Source organism: Rhodoferax sp., from assembly GCF_034520025.1.
Taxonomy (GTDB): domain Bacteria; phylum Pseudomonadota; class Gammaproteobacteria; order Burkholderiales; family Burkholderiaceae_C; genus Allorhodoferax.
The window spans coordinates 1,562,287-1,588,638 of record NZ_JAXHNZ010000001.1 but is presented as its reverse complement, the minus strand read 5'-3'; the positions used below and the strand labels follow the sequence as shown (position 1 = coordinate 1,588,638).

The window sequence follows — 26,352 nt, the reverse complement described above, 5'->3', positions numbered from 1 at the left end:
TGAAACACTCAGTGGAATGCGCCAATCCGCTTCAGATTGGTAAAGTTCATCCACACAAAAAACGCTTTGCCGACGATATTTTTATCCGGCACGAAACCCCAGTAACGGGAGTCCAGCGAGTTATCGCGATTGTCACCCATCATGAAGTACTGACCTTCGGGGACCTTGCAGGTGACACCTTCGACGGTGTAGCTGCAATTCTCCATGCCATCAAACTTCTCAATACCGGCAATAAAGGCCGGGCGGCGAGCGTCATTCAACAAACGATGCGGCTTCTCGCCCAAGGTCTCTTCAAATTGCTTGAAGTATTGGCTTACATCTTCATCCAAGAAATCCGGCAATGCGTTGGTCTCCACCGGCTTGCCATTGATCGTGAGGCGCTTGTTCAAGTAGGCCACGGTATCCCCGGGCACACCCACGACACGCTTGATGTAATCAAGGCTCGGCTTGGGCGGGTAGCGAAACACCATCACGTCACCGCGCTGGGGTTTGTTGCCTTCCGTGATCTTGAGGTTGATGACCGGCAAGCGGACGCCGTAGGTGAATTTGTTCACCAAAATCAAATCACCGACCAACAGCGTCGGAATCATAGAACCGGAAGGTATTTTGAAAGGCTCAAACAAAAATGAGCGCAATAAAAACACCACGATGATGACGGGAAACAAACCCGCGGTCCAATCCAGCCACCAAGGTTGCATCAGCAACTTGATTTTGGCCTCTTGAATATCGCCGTCTACCTGGGTGATCCCCATCTGGGCTAAGCCCTCGCGGCGCTTGGCGTCTTGTGCTTCCAGTGCAGCGACTGCACGCTGGCGCTGGGGCAGAAAGTAAAAGCGCTCAGCCAACCAATACACACCGGTTACTACGCTGGCCAGGAACAGCAGCAGCGCAAAGTTGCCATCGACCAAACCAAAATACCAAGAGGCTCCGTAGGCAACAAAGGCGCCCAATACCGCTGCTGTGAATGCTTGCATTAATCTTCCACTTGGAGAATGGCGAGGAAGGCTTCTTGCGGCACCTCCACAGAGCCGATTTGTTTCATACGCTTTTTACCGGCTTTTTGCTTTTCCAGCAGCTTGCGTTTACGGGAAATGTCGCCGCCATAGCACTTGGCCAACACGTTTTTGCGCAGCGCTTTGATTGTCTCACGCGCAATAATGTTGGCGCCGATGGCCGCTTGGATCGCCACGTCGTACATTTGGCGGGAAATGATTTCGCGCATTTTGGCGACCACAGCGCGGCCCCTGTACTGGCTTTGGGCACGGTGCAGCATGATGGATAACGCATCCACCTTCTCAGAGTTCAACAAAATGTCTACCTTGACGACATCAGCCGCACGGTATTCCTTGAACTCGTAGTCCATGGACGCATAACCCCGGCTCACGCTCTTGAGCTTGTCAAAGAAGTCGAGCACGATTTCGGCCAGTGGCATCTCATAGGTCAGCACAACTTGGCGACCCTTGTAAGCCATGTTCATCTGCACGCCGCGCTTTTGGTTGGCCAGCGTCATCACCACACCCACATATTCCTGCGGCATGTAGAGATGCATGGTGACGATGGGCTCGCGAATTTCGGCGGTCTTGCCAATCTCAGGCATCTTGGACGGGTTTTCCACCATCACCACTTCGCCGTCGTTCTTGACCACCTGGTAGATCACACTGGGGGCTGTCGTAATCAAGTCCTGATCGAACTCCCGCTCCAAGCGCTCCTGAACAATTTCCATGTGCAGCAGACCCAAAAATCCGCAGCGGAAACCGAAACCCAGGGCCTGGGAAACCTCTGGTTCATAGTGCAAGGATGCGTCGTTGAGCTTGAGCTTTTCGAGCGCGTCGCGCAGTGAATCGTACTCACTGGCCTCGGTCGGGTACAAGCCCGCAAAGACTTGGGGCTGAATTTCCTTGAAGCCCGGCAGCGCCTCGGTCGCGGTGGCGGACGCGCCACCTGTGCCGGGCTTGATCAGCGTTACGGTGTCGCCCACTTTGGCGGCCTGCAATTCTTTGATACCGGCAATGATGTAGCCCACCTCGCCTGCCTCGAGCGACTGGCGCGGCTGATTCGCTGGAGTGAACACACCCAGGTTATCCGCGTTGTAGGTGGCACCCGATGCCATCATCTTGATACGCTCGCCCTTGGCCAGCCGACCATCGACCACGCGCACCAGCATGACGACACCCACGTAGGGGTCAAACCAGCTATCGATGATCATGGCGCGCAATGGGCCATCGGGATTGCCGCGTGGCGAGGGGATCTTGGCGACGATGGATTCCAGAATGTCGTCGATGCCCAATCCCGTCTTGGCTGAGCAGACAATCGCGTCGGTCGCGTCGATACCAATCACGTCTTCGATTTCGCTGCGCGCGTTGTCAGGGTCGGCATTGGGCAGGTCAATCTTGTTGAGTACCGGCAACACTTCCACATTGAGGTCCAGCGCGGTGTAGCAATTGGCCACTGTCTGAGCCTCAACGCCTTGGGAGGCATCAACCACCAGCAATGCGCCTTCGCACGCTGACAGCGATCGCGACACTTCATAAGAGAAGTCCACGTGACCGGGTGTGTCAATCAAATTGAGGTTGTAGACCTGACCGTCTTTGGCCTTGTACTGCAGCGCTGCGGTCTGCGCCTTGATGGTTATCCCACGCTCTTTCTCAATGTCCATCGAGTCCAGAACCTGTGCCTCCATCTTGCGCGCTTCCAGTCCGCCGCAACGCTGAATCAAGCGATCGGCCAGCGTGGATTTGCCGTGGTCAATGTGGGCAATGATGGAAAAATTTCGGATGTGATTCATCAACGACGCGCTTCAAGTAATTGAATTAAAAGGATCAGCCATGAAAAAAGGGCGCGTCATGGTGAGACGCGCCCCGAACCAACAATCTTTTGGCAACTGCGATAGTTGGACGTTCATTGTAGGCAAAAAGTCCAAAAAGCACAGCCCAAAAATCCGGATCGGGGGTCGTTGCTACACGGCAACAGCACAAATGTTCACAAGTTATCCACAGATTGTGTTTGACGCCACTGAACAACTTGTGGGAGAGCTGTGGAAGGCCTGTGGGGCAATCTATCGATTCCCACATGATGGATTATCGCAAGTTCCATATACCTGCTTCGATCCATCGACCTCCCGTATTCTAACCACCGCTTTAAAAAAGCCTATGGATTTAGACCCCCGCCCCCATCAAAGCTAGGCGCCAAAAGCCATGAGTCATGGCTTTTTTATGCTCCAAACAACCCCATAGCCTGCTGTGCTTTAGGGTTGCTTGGCTTATCGGCCAGCCCGGATCACGGCGAACTGCGTCCAATCACCGCGCCGGAACAACACATTCAAAGCCTTGGTTTTGTCGTGTTTGCCCAGCACTGCCTCGAATTCCTTCACGGTTAACACTTCGACGTTGGCTACTTGCAAAATCACATCCCCCTCACGCAAACCCGCGCGAGCCGCCGCTTCCGTGGCAGCCTCTAGGCGCACGCCTCCTCGGACGCCCGCTTCTTTTTTCTGGGCGTCTGTGAGTGCGGTCACTGCCAAGCCATACACCTGTGTGGCAATCGATGCCGCCGGACGTTCCTCTTTCGCGGGGGCTTTTGCTACGGGTTTATCCGCTTCAATTTCAGCGATCACCACTTGTAGTTCTTTGCTGCCACCGCGGCGGAATACGGTCAGAGTGCTTTTGGTTCCGGGCTTGGTGCCACCCACAATGCGCGGCAAGTCGCTGGATTTTTCGATGACCTTTCCGTCAAAGCGGGTGATGATGTCGCCCGCCTCCACGCCAGCTTTTTCAGCCGGCGACCCGGACTCCACACCGCGAACCAACGCACCGGTGGGTTTACCCAAGCCAATAGATTCAGCAACCTCTTTGCTCACCTGATCGATCTGCACACCGATGCGCCCGCGAGACACGCGACCCGACGCACGCAATTGGTCACTCACCCGGACCGCTTCGTCCATCGGAATGGAGAAAGAAATTCCCATAAAGCCACCGGAGCGTGAATAGATCTGGCTGTTGATCCCGACCACCTCGCCGCGCATATTGATCAAAGGACCACCAGAGTTTCCCGGGTTGATGGCCACATCGGTTTGTATAAAGGGCAAGAAATCTCCGGTGTCACGCTGTTTGGCGCTCACGATACCGGCGGTGACGGTATTTTCCAATCCGAAAGGAGATCCGATTGCCATGACCCATTCACCCACCCGAAGGCGATTCACGTCACCCACCTTCACTGCGGGTAGACCGGTCGCATCAATTTTGACTACCGCTACATCGGAGCGCTTATCCGCCCCCAGAATCTTGGCTTTGAATTCCCGCTTGTCGGTGAGCGTCACAATGACTTCGTCCGCCCCGTCGACCACGTGCGCATTGGTCATGATGACGCCGTCGCTGGTCAAGATGAAACCTGAACCGACCCCACGCGGCTGCTCCTCTTCTTGCTGCTGTGGACGATTTTGGCGAGGGTTCTGTTTCGGCATGTTGGGAATCGGCAAGCCGAAACGGCGGAAGAACTCCAACATTTCCTCTTCATTCGGTCCGCCCTGTTGTGCGCGAGCGCTGACCTTTTCCAAGGTACGGATATTCACGACCGAAGGACCCACCTGATCCACGAGGTCGGTGAAATCCGGCAATCCGCGGACTTGCGCGTGGGCTGCCGACAAAGGTAAAAATGATGCGGCACATGCACCCAACATGACCGCTAGGCTCCAACGCCGGATTGAGAGAATGTGATGTGTCATGTGGAATATTTCCTGAAAAAACCGATGAGACAGAGATAGGGTCTTATTTTTTGCGTTCAAGCGCTTGAGTGAACACGGCCAAGGTCCCAGCGGGCACCTCGCCTACCGCGGTGATCCACCAATTGCCGAGCTTGCGTGTTTGCGTCCGGGTAGCGCCGCCCAAATCTGCCGCCCCGACTTGTACGTGGCGGCTGGGATCAAATCGCTCAACAAACAGAGACACCGTCGCCAAACCGTCGGAAAACATCCATTGCATAGAGGTGTCTGTTTTGCCGGACGCCCCTGCCAATAAGGCCACCGGGCGTATGTAACAACCACCGGGCTTGAATCCGGGCACGCCCCCATTCATGGCCCATCCTTGGGCAGCGGCACTCGTTTTCTCCGTGGTGCGACGCTCGATGCGATAACCCTCGGTTTGCCCCATCATTTGGTTGAGCTTGGCAGAGCTCACTTGGGCATCCATGTTGAGCTCTGAGAATGCGGACTGCTCCAGCGTTTTTCCGTCGACGTCCAGTGTTTGCAGCTGAATCACCAGACCGGTTTTCTTCTCACTCCACACCCGGTATCCGTAACGGAGGCCATCTTTGGCCTGAATGTGAACCACGTCTGCATCCACTCCAGCTAAGCGCTCCGATGCCATTGTCTTGAGAGAGTAGAACTCATCAAGATCTGCCCCCTTGGACTTCAACAGCCCAGGGAACAAGCTGGTTGCCTCACGCGTCTCGGCAATACCGACTTTTGCCGTCGGGAAGAGCGTCAACACCTCGGAGTTACGCCGGAAAGTGGTGCGAGGCGTACCACTCAATGGCTCAATACGCTCTAACTGCTGCTCGCCTTCACACACATGCCAGATTTTGGCACTCGCCATTTGCGTACCGGCAGACACCACAAAAGTGCCGGTATAGGTGCGATGTTTGGAAGCCTCGTGAAGACGGGTCAGCCAGGCACTCACAGAATCCTCTTGGGCTATCGCAGGCACCAAAGCCTGCAGGCCCAAAACACAGGCCAGCACGAGCCCACGTGACAACATCCGGCAGCTACGCACCCAGTTCACCGAGAAGGCCTTTCGTAGGTGGCATTGCGCAGAAAGCCCGAAGGCCCCTGCCAAGCAGAATGTCCGCCCATCTGCTGGTGGGCTTCCATCAAGGCGTCAAGCTGGGGATCGCGCAACATGACACCCGCGTCGGTAGTCGCAGCGGCCAGTGCCGGCCCTGCGGGCGCCGCACTCATGTCGGAGGGGCCTGTACCGGCACTGGGCCAAAGCAGAGAGGCGACACCTCCCACGGCCAACACCAAAGCGATCGACACAAAACGACGGGCCTTCCAAAAAGAGGCGTTAGCAGGTGGCGCGCTGCGCATCGCTGCGCTCTGCACGCCAACAGGTGGCATCGGCTGGACTTGCAAGATTGATTCGGAGGCGAGTTTTGCTTGGATAACTTGCCAGAACGCCAGATCGCCAGAGGCGCCGGATACCGGTTCACCGCGCGTGGCTGCTGCGCCAGCGTGCAGGCCTGTCCATGCGGCATAGTGGGCTGGATCCCGCTCCAAGGCATCCAGCAAAGCCCCCAACTCCGTGGAGTCGAGTTCACCGTCTGCTAGCGCAGACAGTTGCTCCTGAACAGACATTTGATTTTGGGAAAGGCGATCCATATTGCTTACCAACGCTTGCCGGTTTGTTTATCCAAAAGAGGTTTCAACTTTGCAGAAATCGCCTCACGAGCCCGGAAGATCCGGGATCGGACGGTTCCGATCGGGCATGCCATAGAGAGTGAAATTTCTTCATAACTCAAACCTTCGATTTCCCGGAGTACGACAGCCTGCCGGAGCTCATCCGGCAAAGCCTCCATCGCAGCGTTCACCACACCGGCAATTTCCTTGGCAGCCAGCACGGTTTCGGGTGTTTCTTCGCTACTTGGTTCGTTTTGACGGAAAGAAGTTTCATCTTCTTCATCACGGGCAAAGAAAGACTCCGAAATAGTGCGATCTCTCTTCAGCTCCAACAACGACTTTTTGGCCGTGTTGACCGCAATTCTGTACAGCCAGGTGTAGAACTGCGCATCGCCGCGGAATTGATGGAGCGCCCGGTAGGCACGGATAAAGGTTTCCTGTGTGATGTCTTCCACCAAATCCACATCCCGGACCATGCGCCCAACAAGCCGCTGGATACGCCGCTGGTATTTCAGAACCAGCAGGCCATACGCACGTTGATCACCAGCGATCGTGCGTTCGACCAAGAGCCAATCAGCATCGGGAGCGGGTTCCACCACATCCGTCATGGATACATCCTCGCGGCGGGTGCAACTGCCACCTCCGCGCCCCACGCTGTTTCTTCACACCAGACCAAGGCACGCCGGACAGAGCGCCAGCGCTCGGGAGGCAGAGCATCGGCCTCTAACCACAAGCCCAATTGCGGACCATGCTTCGGCTGCAGAAGCACCCACAGGGTGCGTTGAAAGTCGTACTGAATGCGCACAGCCTTGATGGGTAGGGAAAAACGCCCCCAATACCAAGTCTCGCCATCCCAGCGCAAGCGGCCTTCGGGCATTCGAAGCCACGAGAGCACTAAATTTGCACTCAGGACACCCCAAGCGGCCCACACAGCCAGCGTTCGGTCCCATGCTTGGCCACTCAAAACGCTGTAAAGCGGCGCGCACAAAAACAAAAAAATCAGGCCGGCAAAAAGCCAGCCCAACCTTTTTGACCGCGAGACCTGCAGACTTGTCGCTGGTGGACGTTGCATGAAGGGTCAGTGTGACTGGCCGAGTGTGTTAGGTGCGTTTGAACACCAGCGTGCCGTTGGTGCCGCCAAACCCGAAGTTGTTTTTGACAGCGACATCGATCTTCATATCGCGGGCCGTGTTGGCGCAGTAATCAAGATCGCATTCCGGATCTTGATTGAAGATATTGATGGTTGGCGGGCTCTTTTGGTGGTGCAAAGCCAATACCGTGAACACCGACTCCAAGCCCCCTGCGCCACCCAAAAGGTGCCCGGTCATGGACTTGGTGGAGTTCACCACGACGCGTTTGGCGTGATCACCCAAAGCGGCCTTGATGGCATTCGATTCATTCACATCGCCCAGCGGCGTGGAGGTGCCGTGGGCATTGAGGTAATCCACTTGGTCGGCATTGACACCTGCGTTGCGCATGGCGCTCAACATGGCCCGACGCGGCCCATCCATATTGGGGGCTGTCATGTGCCCAGCATCTGCACTCATACCAAAACCCGCCAATTCAGCGTAGATCTTGGCTCCGCGTGCCTTGGCGTGTTCGTACTCTTCGAGCACCATCACGCCGCCGCCTTCACCCAAGACAAAGCCATCACGGTCTTTGTCCCAAGGGCGGGAAGCGGTTGTCGGGTCGTCATTGCGGGTACTCAGGGCGCGCATGGCTGCAAAGCCACCAATACCCAAGGGCGATACCGTGGCCTCAGAGCCACCGGCCACCATCACGTCCGCATCACCGTACTCAATCATGCGGCCCGCTTCACCGATGCAATGCAAACCGGTCGTGCACGCGGTGACGATGGCAATGTTCGGGCCCTTGAAGCCGTAGCGCATAGACACATGGCCAGCAGTCATGTTGATGATGGAGGCCGGCACAAAAAATGGAGAAATCCGGCGCGGACCGCGATTGGTGTATTCCGCGTGTGTGTTTTCAATCATTGGCAAGCCGCCAATGCCGGAGCCGATCACGCAACCAATGCGCGTGGACTCTTCGTCGCTCAGGGCATCGCCGGTCTTGAGACCGGAGTCGACCACTGCCTGCATGGCAGCCGCGACACCGTAGTGGATAAAGGTATCCATGGTGCGGGCTTCTTTGGAGTTGATATACGCCTCCAACTCGAAGTTACGCACTTCCCCGGCGATCTTGCAGGCAAAAGCTGATGCGTCGAACTTGGAAATGACATCAATACCGGACTTACCTGCCAGCAAATTGGACCAAGCCTCTGTCACCGTATTACCTACGGGACTGACACAACCTAAACCAGTGACAACAACGCGACGACGGGACATAGAAACCTGGATTCAATAGTTCGTCAAAGAAATACCGCCTAGCGGCGATACAGAGAATGGGGGAGGAACCGGCCGGACACCTGCAGGCGACGATCCTGCGGTTGCCGGCCGGGTTGGCAATGCGCACTAACGCATTGCCCAAGGCTATTAGGCCTTTTTGTGGGTGTTCGCGTAATCGATCGCGTTTTGCACGGTAGTGATCTTTTCTGCGTCTTCGTCCGGGATTTCAATTCCGAACTCATCTTCCAAAGCCATCACCAGTTCCACTGTGTCCAAGGAGTCAGCACCCAGGTCTGCCACAAAGGACTTTTCGCTGGTAACTTGAGACTCTTCCACGCCGAGTTGTTCAGCAATGATTTTTTTGACACGGACTTCGATATCGCTCATGGGTTCCCTCTAAGGGTTGTAAAAGAATCCGAGATTTTACCCGCCCTAGAGACAAGTCTCTAACCGGGTCGCCGTTCGGACACATCGGCGGTTTTTTTCTTACATGTACATGCCGCCATTCACGTGCATTTCCTGCCCCGTGACATAGCCCGCCTGAGGGGACGCAAGGTAGCACACTGCATGCGCAATATCCGAGGGTTTGCCCAAATGCCCGAGGGGAATCTGGCCCAGCAAGGCTTTTTGTTGCTCCTCCGGCAGGCCGGCCGTCATGTCGGTTTCAATAAATCCGGGCGCCACGCAGTTGACGGTGATGTTGCGCGAGCCAAGCTCCCGGGCCAGCGCACGGGTCATGCCCGCCACGCCCGCTTTGGCGGCTGCGTAGTTGGCTTGGCCGGGGTTGCCGGACGCTCCAACCACCGAGGTAATGCTGATGATGCGGCCATACCGTTGCTTCATCATGGTGCGCAACACTGAGCGGCTCATACGGAACACACCCTTGAGATTGGTGTCCACCACCGCATCCCAGTCGTCATCTTTCATGCGCATGGCCAGTGTGTCGCGAGTGATGCCAGCGTTGTTCACCAGAACATGCAAGCCACCGAACTCTTTGGCGATCGCATCCACTAACGCCTCAGCCGCAGCGCCATCATTCACATCCAAAGTGCGACCATCACAGCCTGCAAAGCCTGACAAGGCCTCACGAATTTTTGCCGCACCAGCGTCCGAGGTGGCAGTACCGATCACCTTGACGCCTTTGCGCGCCAATTCCAAGGCGATGGATGCGCCGATGCCTCGCGAGGCTCCGGTCACCAGCGCCACTTGGCCTTCAAACTTGATTTCACTCATGCCAACAGTCCTTTCACCTCTTCCAGTGTCGCAGGATCAAACAGGGCAGCCCCTGTCATTTCCGCATCAATCCGCTTGACCATACCGGCCAGCACCTTGCCTGGGCCGCATTCGACCACCGTCGTCAAGCCACGAGCCTTGATGGCCTGGACACATTCCACCCAGCGCACCGGCCCGAAAGCCTGACGGTACAGCGCATCTCGAATGCGGTCTGCATCCATTTCAACAGCGACGTCAATGTTGTTCACCAGCGCAATCTGAGGGGTGGCAATTTCTATCTCTTCCAGGCGCGCCTTGAGCTTTTCTGCCGCTGGCTTCATCAGGCTGGAGTGGAAAGGTGCCGATACCGGCAAGAGCAACGCGCGCTTGGCACCTGCTGCTTTCAAAATTTCACACGCCTTGTCCACCGCCGCCTTGCTACCCGCGATAACGGTTTGGCCTGCGTCATTAAAGTTCACAGCTTCGACTACTTCAGAGTCAGAACCGGCCATAGCCCCAGTAGCTTCTGCGCAACCCGCTATTACTTTCGTAGCATCCATACCCAAAATGGCTGCCATCGCGCCTACACCTACCGGTACCGCCTCTTGCATCGCCCGGGCACGCAAGCGCACCAACGGCGCTGCCTGCGCCAAGGTCAAAGCGCCCGCAGCAACCAATGCCGAGTACTCACCCAGCGAGTGGCCCGCTACCACTTGGGGCGGCACGCCGGTTTCAGACATCCAAACCCGATACGCCGCCACCGCAGCCACCAGCATCACTGGCTGGGTGTTGGTCGTTAGGGCCAATGCCTCTTTGGGACCTTCGTGAATCAGCTTGGCAACATCTTCGCCCAAGGCGTCAGACGCCTCCTTCAAGGTTTCCAACACGATGGGGTGTGCGCCCCATGCATCCAACATGCCCACCGATTGGGAGCCTTGACCGGGAAATACAAAAGCAAATGGTTTCATACAAAAATCTTTATCAAAAAGAGCACCAGCCCCTGTTCAGCCTGCGCTGAATGCTACAAAGTCAGGAGCACTGCACCCCAGGTGAAGCCACCACCTACGCCTTCCAGCATCAGGTTCTGGCCCGGCTTGACCCGACCTGCACGTACCGCAGAGTCCAATGCCAGCGGAATAGAGGCTGCCGAGGTATTGCCATGTTGATCCACCGTCACCACCACTTTTTCCATGGGCAGCTTCAGCTTCTTAGCGGTGCTTTGCATGATGCGGATATTGGCTTGGTGAGGAATCAACCAATCGATGTCCGCTTCAGTCTTGCCGGCTTTCGCCAGCGTCGCCCGCGCCGCATCTTCCAGCACGCCAACCGCCAACTTAAATACCGCCTGCCCATCCATCTTGAGCAAGGGGTCGCCCAAAATGTGGCCGTTCGATACATGTCCGGGCACACAAAGAATACCAACATGCTTGCCGTCCGCATGCAGGTCACTAGCCAGGATGCCCGGGGTTTCGGATGCCTCCAAGACCACCGCACCTGCGCCGTCGCCGAACAATACACATGTTGTACGGTCGGTGAAATCCAGCAAACGCGAAAACACTTCAGCCCCCACGACAAGCGCTTTGCTTGCACCGCCGGTGCGAATCATCGCGTCAGCCACCGTCAGCGCATAAACGAAGCCACTGCAAACGGCCTGCACATCAAAAGCGGCACATCCGTTGGCACCTAGCTTGTTTTGCAAGATACAGGCAGTGGAGGGGAACACCATGTCCGGCGTGGAGGTGGCGACGATGATCAAGTCAATGTCTTGCGCCTGCAAGCCTGCTGTGCTCAAAGCGCTTTTGCAGGCCTCCAGCGCCAAGTCGCTGCTGTAAACACCAGCTTCCGCAAAGTGGCGAGCGCGAATACCGGTGCGCTCCACGATCCATTCATCAGAGGTCTCAACCCCTTGGGCTGCCAGCTGCGCCGCCAGGTCCGCGTTGGTCAACCGGCGGGGAGGCACATAGCTACCTGTGCCTGTAATTCGGGAATAACGTGTCATGGGTGTTGTAGCGTGCACCCGTTCAGACTAAGCCTCTGCGTCAGCGACCGCTAACAGTGGTGCAGCCTTGGCAATGCGAACCTGAACGCGGTCCAGCAAGTTGTTTCGGGCTGCATCATACGCGCGGTTCAAGGCATTGCCGAACGACAGACTGTCGGCAGAACCATGGCTCTTGAACACCAGCCCGCGCAAGCCCAAAAGAGCTGCACCGTTGTAGCGGCGATGATCAAACCGGCTTTTAAACGCATTTAGAACAGAATAAGCAGCAATTGCCGCCATTTTTGTCAAGATATTGCGCGAGAACTCTGCCTTCAAGAATGTCCCGAACATTGAAGCCAATCCTTCGCTGGTTTTGAGCGCCACATTGCCCACAAAACCGTCACACACGACGATCGCAGCAGTGCCTTTGAAGATGTCGTTGCCTTCCACATTACCCACAAAGTTCAGATCACCCGTTTTCGCGGCTGTTCGCAGAAGTTCACCTGCTTTTTTGATGACTTCATTGCCTTTGATGACTTCTTCACCGATGTTGAGCAAACCCACCGACGGCGACTCATCGCCGCTGAGCACCGACACCAGCGCCGAGCCCATGACCGCAAACTGCAGCAGGTGTTCGGCCGAACAATCCACATTGGCCCCCAGATCCAGCACTGTGGTTGCGCCACCACGGGCGTTGGGAATTTGTCCGGCAATGGCCGGCCGCTCGATACCATCCAGCGTTTTCAAGATGTAGCGGGAGATGGCCATCAACGCGCCGGTGTTGCCGGCAGACACAGCCGCTTGCGCTGCCCCGTCTTTCACTTGCTGAATCGCCACCCGCATGGACGAGTCTTTTTTCTTGCGCAAGGCGACCTCAAGGGCATCGTCCATGGTGACCACTTCTGTGGTGACCACCACGGTCGCGCGCGGATGGGAAAAGCCCTTCAGCGCATCGGCCAAGCCCACCAAGACCAACGCAGCATCAGGATGACGATCCAGAAACTCACGACAAGCAGGTAGCGTTACCTCTGGGCCATGGTCTCCGCCCATGCAATCAACGGCAATCGTAATCATGCGCAATTCAATCCAACAACAATAAAGCGGGCAATTATCTGACCCCAAAATGACAAAAGCCCGTCGCTACAGAAACTGTAGCTTCGGGCTTTGCGGGATTCAGGTGAATCAGGCTTCAGATTTTGTCTTCAACACCTTGCGACCGCGGTAGAAACCGGTGGGGCTGATGTGGTGACGCAAGTGAATTTCGCCGGTGGTGGGTTCCACTGCGACACCGGGCACGTTCAGTGCATTGTGCGAACGGTGCATACCGCGCTTGGAAGGAGATTTTTTGTTTTGTTGAACTGCCATGATCGGCTCCTGGGCAAAGGTGCTGCGCAGGCGGCAACACGGTTGGGGTTAGTAAAACGCGGCAGGTCTGGCACGCGGCGCCACAGATTATAGCCCAAACTTCGCGCAGCCTCCAACCCCTACTTTTTGAGCTGCTGCAACACCGCAAAAGGATTCGGCTTTTCCGTGGGCGCATCAACGAAATCAGGGTCTGCCGTCTGCAGCTTGACCGGCGCGGGGCACTCCTCATGCTTGGGAACCGGGGGAACTGACATCAATAATTCGTCCTCGACCAGCTCCAGCAGATTGAATTCACGACTGAGCACCAGGACGTCTTCCTCCGACTCTTCGTCTTCCACCTCAGCGAGTGCCTCGCTGGCAACAAAACGGAAAGAACGCTCGAAAGACACCTCCGTTGCAACCGGCCCCAAACAACGCTGACAAGTCATCACCAAAGTGGTGGATCCCTCTAGATGGAGCCATGGTTCAGGCTGGCCGGCGGCATCTTCTTGCATTTCTCCGTCCGCGGAGAAGCTCACCAATGTTCCCTCGATCGGGCCCAGGGATTCCTCGCGCAAACGCTCCATTTCCGCCAACGGGACGCTGCCCTCCAATGCGCCTGAAGCTTGTGCGAAGGCTTTGACAGGAAGGCTGCGGGGTACGTATTCATGTTTCATCCGCGCAGTGTAAGAGAATCGCTACATGCAAAGCTCCCCTTCCAGAAAACTCGTCCTGGGCTCCACCTCGGTGTACCGGCGCGAACTCCTGGCGCGACTGCGCCTGCCCTTTATCGTTGCAGCACCCGATGTGGATGAGACACCACTTCCCGGCGAAGCACCCGCTGCCCTTGCCCGCCGACTCGCCCTGGCCAAGGCCCGCGCGGTCGCAGACATGCACCCCGATTGCATCGTGATCGGCTCAGACCAAGTGGCTGACCTGCACGGCCAATCCCTGGGCAAGCCGGGTACGCATGACCGTGCCGTGGCTCAGTTGCAGGCCATGCGCGGTCAAACGGTAATTTTTCAAACTGCAGTGGCCGTGGTGTGCAAAGCCAGCGGCTTTGTGCAAGAGGACCTGGCACCTGTGAGGGTGCAGTTCAGAGACTTGGGCGATGCAGAAATCGAACAATACCTGCGCGCAGAAACGCCCTATGACTGCGCAGGCAGTGCCAAGAGCGAAGGTTTGGGCATCAGCCTGCTGGAAGCGATTGACAACGATGACCCCACGGCGCTGGTCGGACTCCCGCTGATTCGCACCTGCCGCATGCTGCGTGCGGCGGGCCTCAACCTGTGGGAGCAAGCAACATGAGCGGCACCTTGTATTTGGTGCCGGCCCCGCTGGATTTCGGCTGCGCAAGCCAAAGTCCCCTTTCAGACAGCATGCCGCAGCAAACCCTGCAGCGTGCGGCCGCCTTGCGCTACTGGATTTGCGAGAATGCCAAAAGCACCCGGGCCTACCTCAAGCGCGTGGGTGAATCGCACCCCTTGAATACGACGATTCAAGACATGCAGCTCCAGGAGCTCCCTAGGGAGGTGCATAAAAAAGGCGACCACCTTGGTGGCTTTGACGCCAAACCCCTGCTCGCCGCTGCTTTGCAAGGCCATGACGTTGGGCTGGTGAGCGAAGCGGGGATGCCCGCCATTGCCGACCCTGGCTCATCGGTGGTGCGTGCTGCTCATGAATTGGGGATTCCGGTATTGCCCTTGGTGGGACCGATATCGCTTTTGTTGGCTCTGGCTGCCAGCGGCTTGAACGGCCAGAATTTTGCGTTTGTCGGCTATGTGCCCTCGGAGCCCTCAGAGCGGGTCAGGCGCATCAAAGAACTGGAATCCTTGGCGCTTAAGTCCGGGCAGACCCAGATATTTATCGAGACCCCCTACCGCAACACCGCCCTGCTGCAGAGCCTGCTGCAAACGTTGCAAACCAACACCCGGCTGGCCACCTCCAGCGGCCTGACACTTGCAACCGCCTGCACCCATAGCCAGACGGTCAAGCACTGGAAGCACAGCGGCTGGACCTTGGACAACGCCACGCCAACGGTGTTCGCCCTCGGCCGCTAGGCCCCGCGTTCAGTGAAGCGCTGGCAACGAACGCAGCGTCTTCACTGCACCGTCACCGATCGAGGCACCAAAACGCTTGACCAGCCGCTCGGCTACGTTTTCTTTGCGGGTGTAGTCCACGATCTCTTCGGCCTTCACGACTTCGCGGGCCACGTAATCAATATTGCCCAGCTTGTCGGCCAAGCCGAGGTCGATCGCCTGCTGACCGGTCCAAAACAAGCCGCTGAATGTCTCAGGGTTCTCTGTGAGCCGCTTCCCGCGGCCCTCTTTCACCACAGCAATAAATTGCTGGTGAATCTGGTCCAACATGGCTTGGGCGAAAGCACGTTGCTTCTCGGTCTGAGGGCTGAAGGGGTCAAGCAAACCCTTGTTTTCCCCAGCCGTCATCAATCGGCGCTCCACCCCGAGCTTGTCCATCAAGCCGGTGAAGCCGAAACCGTCCATCAACACCCCAATGCTTCCCACAATGCTGGCCTTGTCGACATAGATTTCATCGGCTGCTACCGCGATGTAGTAAGCGGCAGATGCACAGGTTTCTTCAACCACGGCATAAACCGGTTTGTTGTGCAGCGCTTTCAGACGCCGGATTTCATCATTGATGATGCCGGCTTGCACCGGGCTTCCGCCAGGGGAGTTGATCAACAAAACCACGGCCTTCGCGCCCTGGTCTTCAAAGGCCGAACGCATCGAGGCCACAACCACTTCGGCACTGGCTTCATTACCTGACGCAATTTCGCCTCGGATGCTCACGACCGCCGTGTGGGGTGTCGCAATGTCGGCGGGCGCGCCGCTTTGTTGCAAACCCATCCACACCACCACCGACAGAAACACCAGCCAAGCAATCCGAATACCGTTGCGCCACCGGCGCGCGCTGCGTTGCTCGACCAAGGTCGCGGTTGCGAGCTTTTCAAGCGTAGCGCGCTCCCAGCCCGCGTCAGGATTCTTGACGGGGTGTGCTATCTTTTCAGGAGCTTCTCGCGTAGTCTCGGTGCCGGCTACAGGCATATTTGGATCTTCAGGCATACCTGTCGGCATATGGGGTTCCGTCATTTAAAACACTACCGGTTGGAGATGGGAGGAAGTATGCCAGTGGACGACACCATCCACCTCGGACAATGCGATCGAGACCAGTCCGCCTCGGCACGGGCCCGTGCGGCACATGCCGGTTTGGGGGCTGTACATGGCGCCATGGGTGGCACATATCAACCAATGACCGGTCAAATCAAAGAACCGGTTGGGCTGGTAGTCCATTTCCATGGGAACGTGGGAACAACGATTCAAATAGGCATACACCTTGCCTGCATAGCGAATCGCAAAGGCGTAACAGGTCTGGCCGCAATAGATCACATCAAAAGGCACCGCCAGCCCGCTATCCACCAGATCAGCGGAGTTGCACAAGGCAATTCCGGGGGGGTCGGGAAGGGCGTCTGGCATGGTGGCTCCTAATCTGGCGTGTCAAAGTCAGGCGTTGGCCTGCAACCAGGCGTCCAACTCCGCCACGGAGTGGGCAATTGCCAAAGGCCCCAGAGCCACGAAGCTGTCAGGCTCGTGGGCACCGTAGCTCACTGCCACGCTGGCGCATCCGGCGTTGACGGCCATTTGCAGGTCGTGGGTGGTGTCGCCGATCATCAATACCCGGTCAGCCTCCACCCCAAACTCCATCATCAGCTCTTGCAGCATCAGGGGGTGGGGCTTGCCGGCGGTCTCGTCTGCGGTGCGGGAGCCATCAAAAATGCCTTGCAGGTTCACATCGCGCAGCGCTTCATTCAGGCCGCCGCGGCTTTTGCCGGTAGCCACGGTCAGCAGGTGCTGGCGGGCTTTGAGGCGATCCAGCATCTCCAGCACCCCTGAAAACAGGGTGATGTCGTTCTGGTGCACGCTGTAGTGGTGCTTGTAGCGTGCACCTAACAGCGGGTATTTATCAGCCGGCACATCCGGCGCGGCATGGGCCAATGCTTGCATCAGGCCCATGCCAATGACATAGGACGCATCCTTGTCGCTGGGTACGGTGCCCCCTACATCCTGCACCGCAAGCTGGATGCAGCGGGTAATCAGGGCCGTGGAGTCAAACAACGTGCCATCCCAATCGAATGCGATCAGATCGAACCGGCGGGGGCGGAAAGCGGTGGAATTCATGCCTCGATTTAACCCTGAACCGGTGCCACCGCGCCCGGTTCTTCCGGAATGGCCTGCAGCAGAAAACGGGCAAGCTCTGGCGGCAGGTCAGTCTGCAGGGCCACGCGCTCCCCGGTCGCCGGGTGATTGCACTGGAATCGCCAGGCGTGCAAAAACATGCGCTTGAGCGGCGCACGCCCTTCGTCACGGGCCAGCGCCTTGTTCAGCTCGAAATCGCCATATTTGTCATCACCCACAATGCCCATGCCTTCCGAGGCCAAGTGCACCCGGATCTGGTGGGTGCGACCGGTCTTGATCGTCACCTCCAACAGGGAATAGGCCTTTTGCTGCGGCGTTTGCACCACGCACACCGCGGGTGTAACCGAATGCACCTTGACCAAACTCAAGGACGGCATAGCGTCCGCGTGGTCTTTAGCCACTACGCGGACACGGCGCTCGCCATCCGGGAGCAGGTATTTCTGCAAAGACTTGTCCAAAACCTTCTTATTCGCCGGCCACTGCCCTGCCACCAGGGCCAGGTAGGTTTTGCCGGTTTCGCGCTCGCGGAATTGGTCTTGCAAATTTTTCAGGGCGCTGCGTTTCTTGGCGATCAGCAAAATGCCGCTGGTTTCCCGGTCCAGCCGGTGCACCAACTCCAGAAAGGTCGCCTTGGGGCGTGCCATGCGCAATTGCTCAATCACGCCAAAACTCACCCCTGAACCGCCATGCACCGCCACGCCCGCAGGTTTGTTTACCGCCAGAAAATGGTCGTCTTCAAACAGCACCGGGAAGTCCTTGGCCGGCACAAAGCGGTGGGCCTGCTCAGCCATCGCAGCTGTTTTGTGGTCAGCCCGTTCGGACGTGCGCACCGGCGGAAGGCGAATCACATCACCCACGGCAATCCGGGTGTCGGCGCTGGCGCGGCTTTTGTTCACGCGGACTTCGCCGCTGCGGATGATGCGGTACACGTGGGTCTTGGGGACGCCCTTGAGCTCCCGCATCAGAAAGTTGTCGAGGCGCTGGCCAGCGCTGTCTTCATCCACCGTCACGGATTTGACTTGGGTGTTGGCCAGGGGGGCCGTTGAGGGCTCTTTGCCCCCTATAATGTGTTTCACTAGCGACGCGCCGTAAGTGGTTGATTTGTCTGGAGTTTAGTCCACACCCCACTGAACGCAGCGCTGGAAGGTCGAAGTCTCCGTTTGGCGCCAGCTGTAAATCACACGCCACCTGCCTGTGATGGCAGCGACACCACACGGTCAAGCCGACGAATTGAAACCCTGATACGGAATACCCCAAGTCTGCCAACCCACGGTTGGCGGGCGGAATGAAACGAGATGTTTGTGTTGCTAAGCCTGATCACCTTGTGCCTGCGGAGCGTTTACGCCCCGTTTGGTGGCACAAATCGGCCTGCAGCCCCGGTACTACCTGCGCAACCAGCTAGCATTTTTGTAGCGAGTTCACAAACGCATTCCCTCGTCCCCATCCACGCGCCTACGCTTCGACACCTCGTGTGACCTGAAGTTCTCCGGCAATTCCTCCTCACTTCAATTCGTCAGTCCGACTTCGTGAGCCCCCATCGGGCATGTACTAATTGAAGAAGGATGCAATCCATGAAACGGATGCTGATCAACGCTACGCAGGCTGAAGAACGCCGCTTGGCCATCGTCGACGGACAAAAACTCCTCGACTACGAAATCGAAATTGAAGGCCGCGAACAACGCAAAGGCAACATCTACAAAGCGGTCGTTACCCGCGTAGAGCCCTCCCTTGAAGCCTGTTTTGTGGACTACGGCGAAGACCGCCACGGCTTCCTGCCTTTCAAGGAAATCTCGAAGCAGTATTTCCAGCAAGGCGTGTCTGCGAGCAATGCCCGCATCCAGGACGCGATCCGCGAAGGCCAGGAACTGCTGGTTCAGGTCGAAAAAGAAGAGCGTGGCAACAAGGGGGCAGCCCTGACCACCTTCATCTCTCTGGCCGGCCGCTATGTGGTGCTGATGCCGAACAACCCCCGTGGCGGTGGCGTCAGCCGCCGCATCGAGGGCGACGACCGTGCTGAACTCAAAGAGAACATGGACCAGTTGGAATACCCCAACGGCATGTCCATCATCGCCCGCACAGCCGGCATCGGCCGCAGCGCGCCCGAACTGCAGTGGGATTTGAACTACCTGTTGAAACTCTGGGGTGCCATCGACGGCGCCGCCAAGGGTGCCAAGGGCGCTTTCCTGATTTACCAGGAATCCAGCCTGGTGATCCGCGCGATCCGCGACTACTTCAACAACGACATCGGCGACATCCTGATCGACACCGACGACGTGTACGAGCAGGCCCAGCAGTTCATGGCCCACGTGATGCCTGAGCACGCAGCCCGCGTGAAGCGCTACCGTGACGACGCACCGCTGTTCAGCCGCTTCCAGATCGAACACCAAATCGAATCCGCCTACGCCCGCACCGTGACATTGCCTTCGGGCGGCGCCATCGTGATCGACCATACCGAAGCACTGGTGTCGGTGGACGTGAACTCGGCCCGCGCCATCAAGGGCGGCGACATCGAAGAGACTGCCACCCGCACCAACCTGGAAGCCGCTGACGAAGTGGCTCGCCAGATGCGCCTGCGCGATTTGGGTGGCTTGATCGTGATCGACTTTATCGACATGGAAGAGTCCCGCAACCGCCGCGAAGTGGAAAACCGCTTGCGTGACGCGCTGCGCCAAGACCGTGCCCGAGTGCAGTTCGGCACCATTTCCAAATTCGGTTTAATGGAAATGAGCCGCCAGCGCCTGCGCCCGGCCTTGTCCGAAGGTGCGTCTATCCCCTGCCCGCGTTGCGGCGGCTCTGGCCATATCCGTGACACAGAGTCCAGCGCGTTGCAAATTCTGCGCATCATCCAAGAAGAGTCTCTCAAGGACAACACCGCCTCGGTGCTGTGCCAAGTACCCGTGGAAGTGGCTTCGTTCCTGCTGAACGAAAAGCGTACTGAAATTGCCAAGATCGAGCTGAAGCAGCGCATCAACGTCTTGATGGTGCCTAACAAGACCCTTGAGACGCCCAACTACAAGCTCGAGCGCTTGAAGCACGACGACCCACGCCTCGACCACATCGAAGCCAGCTACAAGATGGCTGACGACATGGAAGAAGGCACCGGCGTGACCCGTCGCTCCCAAGAGCCGACTAACAAGCAAACGCCTGTGATCAAGGGTGTGTTGCCGGATGCCCCGGCACCGATCGCGCCTCCCAAGCCAGAGCCCGTCAAGGTGGTGGCAGCCCCTGCAGCTCCGGTTGCTGCGGCGCCGGCACCTACAGGCTTCTTTGCTTGGCTCAAGTCTTTGTTTGCCGCTCCCGCCGCCACTCCAGCCCCTGTGGCCCCGGCTCCGGCCAAGACGGAAGAAAAGCGCGAAGCCCGTCCAGGCCGCGACGGTGGCCGTAACGGTGGCCGCAACCAGCGTGGCGAGCGCAATGCAGAAGGCCGTGGCGAAGCACGCACCGATGCCCGCCCTGACGGCCGCGGCGAGCGCAATGACCGTGGAAACCGCAACGAGCGCGGTGACCGCAATGCACGCCCCGAGCGTGGCGAACGGGGTGCCCGCAATGAGCGCGGCGAGCGGAGCCAAGCGCCCCGCCAAGATCGCATGGACACCGAACAAGCGAGAGCAGTCAACCCTGAGGTGAGCATCCAAGCCGACCAAGGTGGCACTCAGCAGACCCGCGAAGGCCGCCAGGAGCGCGGAAACCGCAACGAACGCGGTAACCGCGGACCGCGCAACGGCGAGCGCACGGACGTACGCGCGACCGAGCCCACCAGCGAAGTAGTCGCGGCCCAAGCGCTGACAGAAGGCGCAGTGCCCGCAGCAGATCCAAGCGCTGAAGGACGCGAACCGCGCGAAGGCCGCAATGGCCGTGGCCGTGGGCGCCGCAACGACCGGGCGCCACGCCAGGACGTAGGTCAAGCGCCACAAGCAGCCGTGACTGAAGCCACCGGCAACGAAGTCGCTGAAGCTGTCGCTACTGGCGAAATTGCCACCGACAACGGTGCTGCGCAAGAGCCGCGTGAACGCCGCTCGCGTGACCGCTACGGTCGTGACCGTGGCAACCGCGGACCCCGTGGTGAAAATGGTCAGCGCAACGCGATCGACGGCGCAGAAGCCGCAGCAGTGGCGCCCGAGGCGAGTGCTGCTCCGGAAGCCGTGGCCGTGACTGTGGCACCGGAAGCCGCCGCACCAGTAGCCGCAGAGGTAAGTGCACCCGCACCAGCACCTGCAGCGCCTGTCGCAGCACCTGTAGCTCCAGCGCCCGTCGCGGATGCGTCACCTACCGGACGCATGCCCAAAGTGGCAGGCTACAGCCTGCCGACCGCTGCCCTAGTGGAAGTGGCCAACAGCTCTGGCCTGCAATGGGTGAACTCGGATGCAGACAAAATCGTAGCCGTGCAAGCCGCGATTGCCGCCGAACCCAAGCCAGTGCACGTCCCCCGCGAGCGGCCTGCTCTGGTGGAGCTTGACAACCGCCCCTTGGTGTTGGTCGAGACTCGTCGCGATCTGCGTGACATGAAGCTCCCGTTTGAGAACGATCAAACGGCTTAAGCCGCCAGTCCAGTCACCGCCATACGCGGTGACTGTTCATAAAAAAAGGGCACCGAGGTGCCCTTTTTTTATGCCGGATTACCGGCGATATCTCACTAAAAAATATCCACCGCGCCGATTTTCAGGGCCTCGGCAAAAAAACCTCTGCGCACGAGTTCCGCATGGCTGAATACCTTGTTCCGGCCGTGGTGCTGCCCATAGTCAACCGCGCGCTCTGCGCGCTCCAGGGCAGTGTTTGGCGAGTCATCAGGCGTCACCCGGGTGAAGCCGCCGCAAATCGTCAAATGCCCCACCTGTGGAAAATTGAATTTCTCGATATTGGCCCGGAACCGCTCAAAGGCGGCCAAAACCAAGGCCTCATCAGGGCAGTGCATCAACACTGCAAACTGCTCCCCGCCGAAACGGTACAAACGATCGTAGGTGCGGAAGGTGTTATTCATGATGCGCGCGACCAACAGCAGCACCTCCTCTGCGATCAGGTGCCCATGATGGTCGTTGATCGTGCCGAAGTTATCTACACAGATGGTGCCCAGCCAATAGTTGGGAGGCACCCGGTGCCGGCGCTCCTGCCCCGCTGCCAACATGATCTGGCGGGCCTCGGCTGCCGCGCCCTGCATCTCGCCTAACTCTTCGAGGACGGCGCTGTAAAACGTGTCATCCAGAGACTTGCGGTTGAGCAGACCCGTCAAGGCATCCCGATCGCTGTAGGCCAGCAATCGGTACATATTGCGAAAAACACGTGACACATCCGCAATCACCATGAGTTGGTCGTCGAGCAGCGCACTGGCCGAATGGATCTCCAGCACGCCCTCCACGTCGGCCACCGGGTCAGCAAACAGCGGCAAATAGGTAATTCGTGGCCCATCGTCGCCCGCCCAGGCAATTTCGACGCGTTCGCGGCGTTGGATGCAATGCAAGCGGTCCCGGTTGTCCTCCAGCAAAGGCAAGGTTTGAAAGTCCACGCGCAAGGGATCTACCACTTTGCCACCACCGCGTGCATCGAGCACGGTGACATCCATCCAGCGTTTGACGCCCTCCTCACTGACGACCTTGGATACCAGCACCCGCTGGATGGGCACCAGGTCAATCAGGGCTTTAGAAAGGGTGAGCTCCAGCAAATCGCGGTCGCGGTGGTCCGTGAGCTTGATAAGGTGTTCAATAAGTGAGGCCATGAAACCATAATAGCCCCAACGCTTTACGGCGTCACCATGGGTTTACGCCCTTGCAGCCGCTTTGTAAGCCTCTGCCGCCGCTTTGATATCCATGCGGTGTTCGGCCAGATCAGCCAAGGCCAGCAAGGCCCGGCGCTTCAATCCGGCATCTTTAAGTAGCGGGATGGACTGTTTCAACAAAGCCTGCGCTTTGCCCCACAGCGACAAGCGAACACACATCACGCCGGCCAGGTACTGCAGCAAGGGATCACCGGGCAGCGCCATTTGCGCCTGCTCGATGCGGGCAAGCCAAGCCGCTTCAGGCAGGGCCTCGCTGGCACCGAAACTGGTTTCCAAAATACCGGTCAACCGCACCCGCTGATCGGAGGTCAGGCTATGGCCTTGCGACTCCCACAGTGGCAACACCCAGAGACGCGCCACCGCAGGATCACCTTGCACGCTGAGCAAGCGCTGCGCGGCCTCCAGCGCCACGTCCGGCTGCTGTCGCTCGGACACTTCCAAAGACGCCCAAGCCTGCGCCAGCTGCGCAGCATCGTGCGCATCGCGCAGCATCTCAAGGGCCAGCCCTCGCACGATGCCGGCTCCCGCCACTTCGGAGAATGCCCGGTGTTTGGTAAGCACTCTGGCGGCATCCAGCGCCACGCGGGTGTTTCGGGCTTGGCGCGCTGCTTTGAAGCGCAACCGCAGCGCAATGGTGCGCCGAGCCGTGCCGACGGGCAATTGCTCCAGCCAGCGCACGGCACCGACTGAATCGCGATCTTCCAGAGCCCAACGCGCTGCACGCAACTGAACCCCATCCCGCAAGTCGCCGGCCTCTTTGCTGCTGGCCTCTGCCAGCGCATTGTCGAAATGCGACTCGCGCAGGCTGCGGTCTTGCAAAGCATGGGCACTTTCTGCAGCCAACAGGTGCGCCAATGTGCGCAAACGCGCTGCATCCGGTAAGGCATCACCACTAGCCAACATGGCGTCTTCAATCGCCACCACCACCTCAGCGGCTTTGCGGGCCCGCACAAACCGGCCCGCCACCAAATGGGAAATGGTGTCGAGCAGACCAGAGTAAATGCTCCGCTCTTTGTAGGAGAGCCGCCAGCGACGGGCCTGCTGCGGAATGCTGAATAAACCCGACAGGGCACGCAAGGCCAGATGCAAGGTCACAAAAAGCAGCGCCAGTCCGAGCAACACCAAGTTCAGCGACACATCGATACGGTGGGGCGGCCAGAACAAGGTCACCGTGCCATGGTTATTTCCTGCGAAAAGTGCAGAGACCACAGCCACGCAAATCAAAGCAATCAACCAAAGCGCAAACCGCATGATCAGCGCCCCGCCGCCGCCGTAGCCAGGGCGGCCAAGGTGTCGTCCACCCGTGGCACCTCGAGGGTGCGCATTTGAGACTGCAGCGCCTGCAAGGCAGCCTGGGCCGCCTGTGTTTTGCGGGACGAGCCATCAAAAAATCGGGTCAGCGAGCCAGAGGCTGCGGACAAATCGGCACGGGCAGCTTCGGTTTGGCGGGCCAGCAAACCCAAGCGCGCGTTCAGAATTTTCAGCTTGAAATTTTCACGCACGAAAAAAGCTTGCTCGGGAGACAACAGGGCAGCATCCGGGTTATCGATTTTGCTCACACGTACCAAGCCCCGCACTTCATCACGGATCACGGTTCCGAGTCGCCCCCACCAACCGGGCAAAGACTCTTGGGCTTGCCGCTCCAGTGCCGGCGGAGTTTTGGCCGAGGGAAGTGCATTGCTCACCGGAATTTCGTCTGCCAAGGACACCAGCTCATCGAGCTTGAGCAACATGGCAGGCGTATCCGAGAGAGCGGTGTTTTTGATACGTGCAATGTCTTTGGCAATGGCGCGCTGAATCGGGGCCAGACGCGGCTGCGCAGCGCGGGTAACCCGCTGCTCCGCAGACTTGAGGGCCGTCAACAAAGGCTCCACACTCCCCGTCAGCTGCGCTTGCTGTTGCGCGAGCCGCAGGCCGGACTCCACATCCACCACCAGATTTTCGTCCCTCGATCGTGAGAGGCTTTGCATCAGCTCTTCGAGTTGGGTGCGCTGTAGAGCCACCTCAGTGAGCTTGGCGTCAAACACTGCAATTTTGGCGGCAGTTTCAATGGCCAGTTCTTGGGCCTGCTTGGCGGTTCCCCGGGCCTCGCTAGCCTGAGCACCGGAGTCGGCTGCTTGTCGCGCCAACTGCTCTTGTACATGCCCCAGCTTCTGCCACAACAACACGCTGCCCAGCACACCAAGTGCCGCCACTACGGCAACGAGGGCCAGCCAGCGTTGAGACGCATCTGGCTTAGCCGCGGGAGTCATTCCAACCGCAAGAGCGGTGTCAGTGGCAATAGGCTCAGGGGATTGGGCGTTCATTGCGGAGATTCTATAGAGGCCAACAGTGCGCCCAGCACAGGCTTGGCCAGCAAAACCTGACCAAAGCCAGCATCTAAAGCAGCGGCTTCAATCCGGGCATGGGTCACTACGGCTTTGGCTTGGCTCCAATCCCCGCCTGGGCAGCAAGCTTCCAAATTGCGCACAGCTTCAGAACTGCTGAACACCCACACAGTGCCGTCAGTCGCTGCTCGCTGCGCAAAAGCGATGGCGCCAGCATCCCACACCGGGCGCTGTCGCTGGTATGCGACGACGAACTCCACCTCTCCGCCCGCATTTTTCACCTGGCTTGCGAACCAATCCCGCCCAAACCCCTCATCACTAGCGCCCGCATCTACCGTGGTGCCGCGCACCACCAGAACCCGGTAGCCGGGCACCACGTGCGCAGACACCACCGCCCACAGCGCCTCAGAGTCGAACTGACCTCCCTCGTGGTCAGGCGCATCGATATACGCTGCCTCAGCGCCGACTTTGAGCAGCGCCGAATAGCTACCCGGCCCGGTCACAAACGCTCTTGTTTTGATAGCTGATCCCGCAGTAAATACGGGCGCCACCATTGTTTTTTGTTCAAAGAAATAGTGCACCGCATTACGGCTGACAAACATGGCGGCATCAAAGCTATCCAAGCGCTCCCAGGCCGCACTGAGCGGTGCGGATGCCGCCGCAGCCTGGATATCAATCAAGGGTAAGGATTCAGCCTCATAGCCGGCATCCGCAAGTGCCTTGAGCCACGGTGCAGCTTCAGATTGAGGCCGGGTGATGACAACACGCATAACG

At 58.4% G+C, this 26,352-nt stretch carries 26 protein-coding genes; 3 read left to right on the top strand and 23 right to left on the bottom strand.

Annotated elements, in window-relative coordinates; all coding sequences use genetic code 11:
- Window positions 1-8: 8 nt before the first annotated feature.
- The 15 genes from lepB to U5L73_RS07565 form a co-directional block, all read right to left on the bottom strand.
- Window positions 9-974: a signal peptidase I gene (gene lepB, locus U5L73_RS07635; protein ID WP_322561781.1), complete on the bottom strand. Its 966-nt coding sequence runs from the start codon at window positions 972-974 to the stop codon at window positions 9-11.
- Window positions 974-2,785, bottom strand: a complete 1,812-nt coding sequence (lepA, locus tag U5L73_RS07630) for a translation elongation factor 4 (protein WP_322561780.1) — start codon at window positions 2,783-2,785, stop codon at window positions 974-976. Before lepA ends, lepB begins: the two co-directional genes overlap by 1 nt.
- Window positions 2,786-3,259: 474 nt before the next feature.
- Window positions 3,260-4,675 (bottom strand): Do family serine endopeptidase, encoded by a 1,416-nt coding sequence (locus U5L73_RS07625; protein ID WP_322561946.1) that lies wholly within the window; start codon window positions 4,673-4,675, stop codon window positions 3,260-3,262.
- Window positions 4,676-4,763: 88 nt separating this feature from the next.
- On the bottom strand, window positions 4,764-5,750 hold the full coding sequence (locus U5L73_RS07620; RefSeq protein ID WP_322561779.1) for a MucB/RseB C-terminal domain-containing protein: 987 nt from the start codon (window positions 5,748-5,750) through the stop codon (window positions 4,764-4,766).
- Between the two features lie 20 nt (window positions 5,751-5,770).
- Complete coding sequence (locus tag U5L73_RS07615) at window positions 5,771-6,370, bottom strand: sigma-E factor negative regulatory protein (protein WP_322561778.1); 600 nt, start codon at window positions 6,368-6,370, stop codon at window positions 5,771-5,773.
- Window positions 6,371-6,375: 5 nt separating this feature from the next.
- Window positions 6,376-6,996, bottom strand: coding sequence for an RNA polymerase sigma factor RpoE (gene rpoE / locus U5L73_RS07610; protein ID WP_322561777.1), 621 nt, complete (start codon window positions 6,994-6,996; stop codon window positions 6,376-6,378).
- Window positions 6,993-7,460, bottom strand: coding sequence for a hypothetical protein (locus U5L73_RS07605; protein ID WP_322561776.1), 468 nt, complete (start codon window positions 7,458-7,460; stop codon window positions 6,993-6,995). The genes rpoE and U5L73_RS07605 overlap by 4 nt, the downstream gene beginning before the upstream one ends.
- 28 nt (window positions 7,461-7,488) lie before the next feature.
- Window positions 7,489-8,733, bottom strand: coding sequence for a beta-ketoacyl-ACP synthase II (gene fabF / locus U5L73_RS07600; protein WP_322561775.1), 1,245 nt, complete (start codon window positions 8,731-8,733; stop codon window positions 7,489-7,491).
- 147 nt (window positions 8,734-8,880) lie between these two features.
- Complete coding sequence (gene acpP / locus U5L73_RS07595; RefSeq protein ID WP_296508934.1) at window positions 8,881-9,120, bottom strand: acyl carrier protein; 240 nt, start codon at window positions 9,118-9,120, stop codon at window positions 8,881-8,883.
- A 99-nt stretch (window positions 9,121-9,219) separates the two neighbouring features.
- Window positions 9,220-9,966: a 3-oxoacyl-ACP reductase FabG gene (gene fabG, locus U5L73_RS07590; RefSeq protein WP_313875581.1), complete on the bottom strand. Its 747-nt coding sequence runs from the start codon at window positions 9,964-9,966 to the stop codon at window positions 9,220-9,222.
- Window positions 9,963-10,913 (bottom strand): ACP S-malonyltransferase, encoded by a 951-nt coding sequence (fabD, locus tag U5L73_RS07585; protein WP_322561774.1) that lies wholly within the window; start codon window positions 10,911-10,913, stop codon window positions 9,963-9,965. The genes fabG and fabD overlap by 4 nt, the downstream gene beginning before the upstream one ends.
- A gap of 53 nt (window positions 10,914-10,966) precedes the next feature.
- On the bottom strand, window positions 10,967-11,944 hold the full coding sequence (locus U5L73_RS07580) for a beta-ketoacyl-ACP synthase III (RefSeq protein WP_322561773.1): 978 nt from the start codon (window positions 11,942-11,944) through the stop codon (window positions 10,967-10,969).
- Between the two features lie 27 nt (window positions 11,945-11,971).
- Complete coding sequence (gene plsX, locus U5L73_RS07575; RefSeq protein ID WP_322561772.1) at window positions 11,972-12,997, bottom strand: phosphate acyltransferase PlsX; 1,026 nt, start codon at window positions 12,995-12,997, stop codon at window positions 11,972-11,974.
- A gap of 108 nt (window positions 12,998-13,105) precedes the next feature.
- On the bottom strand, window positions 13,106-13,288 hold the full coding sequence (gene rpmF, locus U5L73_RS07570) for a 50S ribosomal protein L32 (RefSeq protein WP_322561771.1): 183 nt from the start codon (window positions 13,286-13,288) through the stop codon (window positions 13,106-13,108).
- A 119-nt stretch (window positions 13,289-13,407) separates the two neighbouring features.
- On the bottom strand, window positions 13,408-13,944 hold the full coding sequence (locus U5L73_RS07565; RefSeq protein WP_322561770.1) for a YceD family protein: 537 nt from the start codon (window positions 13,942-13,944) through the stop codon (window positions 13,408-13,410).
- A gap of 25 nt (window positions 13,945-13,969) precedes the next feature.
- On the opposite strand from U5L73_RS07565, the gene U5L73_RS07560 reads away from it, so the two are divergent.
- The gene (locus tag U5L73_RS07560; protein ID WP_322561769.1) at window positions 13,970-14,575 is read left to right on the top strand and encodes a Maf family nucleotide pyrophosphatase; all 606 of its coding nucleotides are present in this window, start codon (window positions 13,970-13,972) and stop codon (window positions 14,573-14,575) included.
- On the top strand, window positions 14,572-15,327 hold the full coding sequence (locus U5L73_RS07555) for an SAM-dependent methyltransferase (RefSeq protein ID WP_322561768.1): 756 nt from the start codon (window positions 14,572-14,574) through the stop codon (window positions 15,325-15,327). Before U5L73_RS07560 ends, U5L73_RS07555 begins: the two co-directional genes overlap by 4 nt.
- A gap of 9 nt (window positions 15,328-15,336) precedes the next feature.
- Here the strand turns inward: U5L73_RS07555 and U5L73_RS07550 are convergent, their stop codons facing one another.
- Genes U5L73_RS07550 through U5L73_RS07535 form a run of 4 tightly spaced genes read right to left on the bottom strand, consistent with a single transcriptional unit; the run spans window position 15,337 to window position 18,557 of the window.
- The gene (locus U5L73_RS07550; RefSeq protein WP_322561767.1) at window positions 15,337-16,377 is read right to left on the bottom strand and encodes a S49 family peptidase; all 1,041 of its coding nucleotides are present in this window, start codon (window positions 16,375-16,377) and stop codon (window positions 15,337-15,339) included.
- Complete coding sequence (locus U5L73_RS07545; RefSeq protein WP_322561766.1) at window positions 16,378-16,761, bottom strand: Rieske (2Fe-2S) protein; 384 nt, start codon at window positions 16,759-16,761, stop codon at window positions 16,378-16,380.
- A 27-nt stretch (window positions 16,762-16,788) separates the two neighbouring features.
- Entirely contained in the window at window positions 16,789-17,463 is a 675-nt protein-coding gene (locus U5L73_RS07540; RefSeq protein WP_322561765.1) for an HAD-IA family hydrolase, read from the bottom strand.
- 8 nt (window positions 17,464-17,471) lie between these two features.
- Window positions 17,472-18,557, bottom strand: a complete 1,086-nt coding sequence (locus U5L73_RS07535) for an RluA family pseudouridine synthase (protein WP_322561764.1) — start codon at window positions 18,555-18,557, stop codon at window positions 17,472-17,474.
- A 495-nt stretch (window positions 18,558-19,052) separates the two neighbouring features.
- Here U5L73_RS07535 and U5L73_RS07530 point away from each other — a divergent pair, with 495 nt between their 5' ends.
- Entirely contained in the window at window positions 19,053-22,019 is a 2,967-nt protein-coding gene (locus U5L73_RS07530) for an Rne/Rng family ribonuclease (protein WP_322561763.1), read from the top strand.
- A gap of 95 nt (window positions 22,020-22,114) precedes the next feature.
- Here the strand turns inward: U5L73_RS07530 and U5L73_RS07525 are convergent, their stop codons facing one another.
- Genes U5L73_RS07525 through U5L73_RS07510 form a run of 4 tightly spaced genes read right to left on the bottom strand, consistent with a single transcriptional unit; the run spans window position 22,115 to window position 26,348 of the window.
- Window positions 22,115-23,191 (bottom strand): GGDEF domain-containing protein, encoded by a 1,077-nt coding sequence (locus U5L73_RS07525; RefSeq protein WP_322561762.1) that lies wholly within the window; start codon window positions 23,189-23,191, stop codon window positions 22,115-22,117.
- 42 nt (window positions 23,192-23,233) lie between these two features.
- On the bottom strand, window positions 23,234-24,502 hold the full coding sequence (locus U5L73_RS07520) for a heme biosynthesis HemY N-terminal domain-containing protein (protein WP_322561761.1): 1,269 nt from the start codon (window positions 24,500-24,502) through the stop codon (window positions 23,234-23,236).
- A 2-nt stretch (window positions 24,503-24,504) separates the two neighbouring features.
- Window positions 24,505-25,557 (bottom strand): uroporphyrinogen-III C-methyltransferase, encoded by a 1,053-nt coding sequence (locus U5L73_RS07515; protein WP_322561760.1) that lies wholly within the window; start codon window positions 25,555-25,557, stop codon window positions 24,505-24,507.
- Window positions 25,554-26,348 (bottom strand): uroporphyrinogen-III synthase, encoded by a 795-nt coding sequence (locus U5L73_RS07510; RefSeq protein ID WP_322561759.1) that lies wholly within the window; start codon window positions 26,346-26,348, stop codon window positions 25,554-25,556. Before U5L73_RS07510 ends, U5L73_RS07515 begins: the two co-directional genes overlap by 4 nt.
- Between the last annotated feature and the right edge of the window lie 4 nt (window positions 26,349-26,352).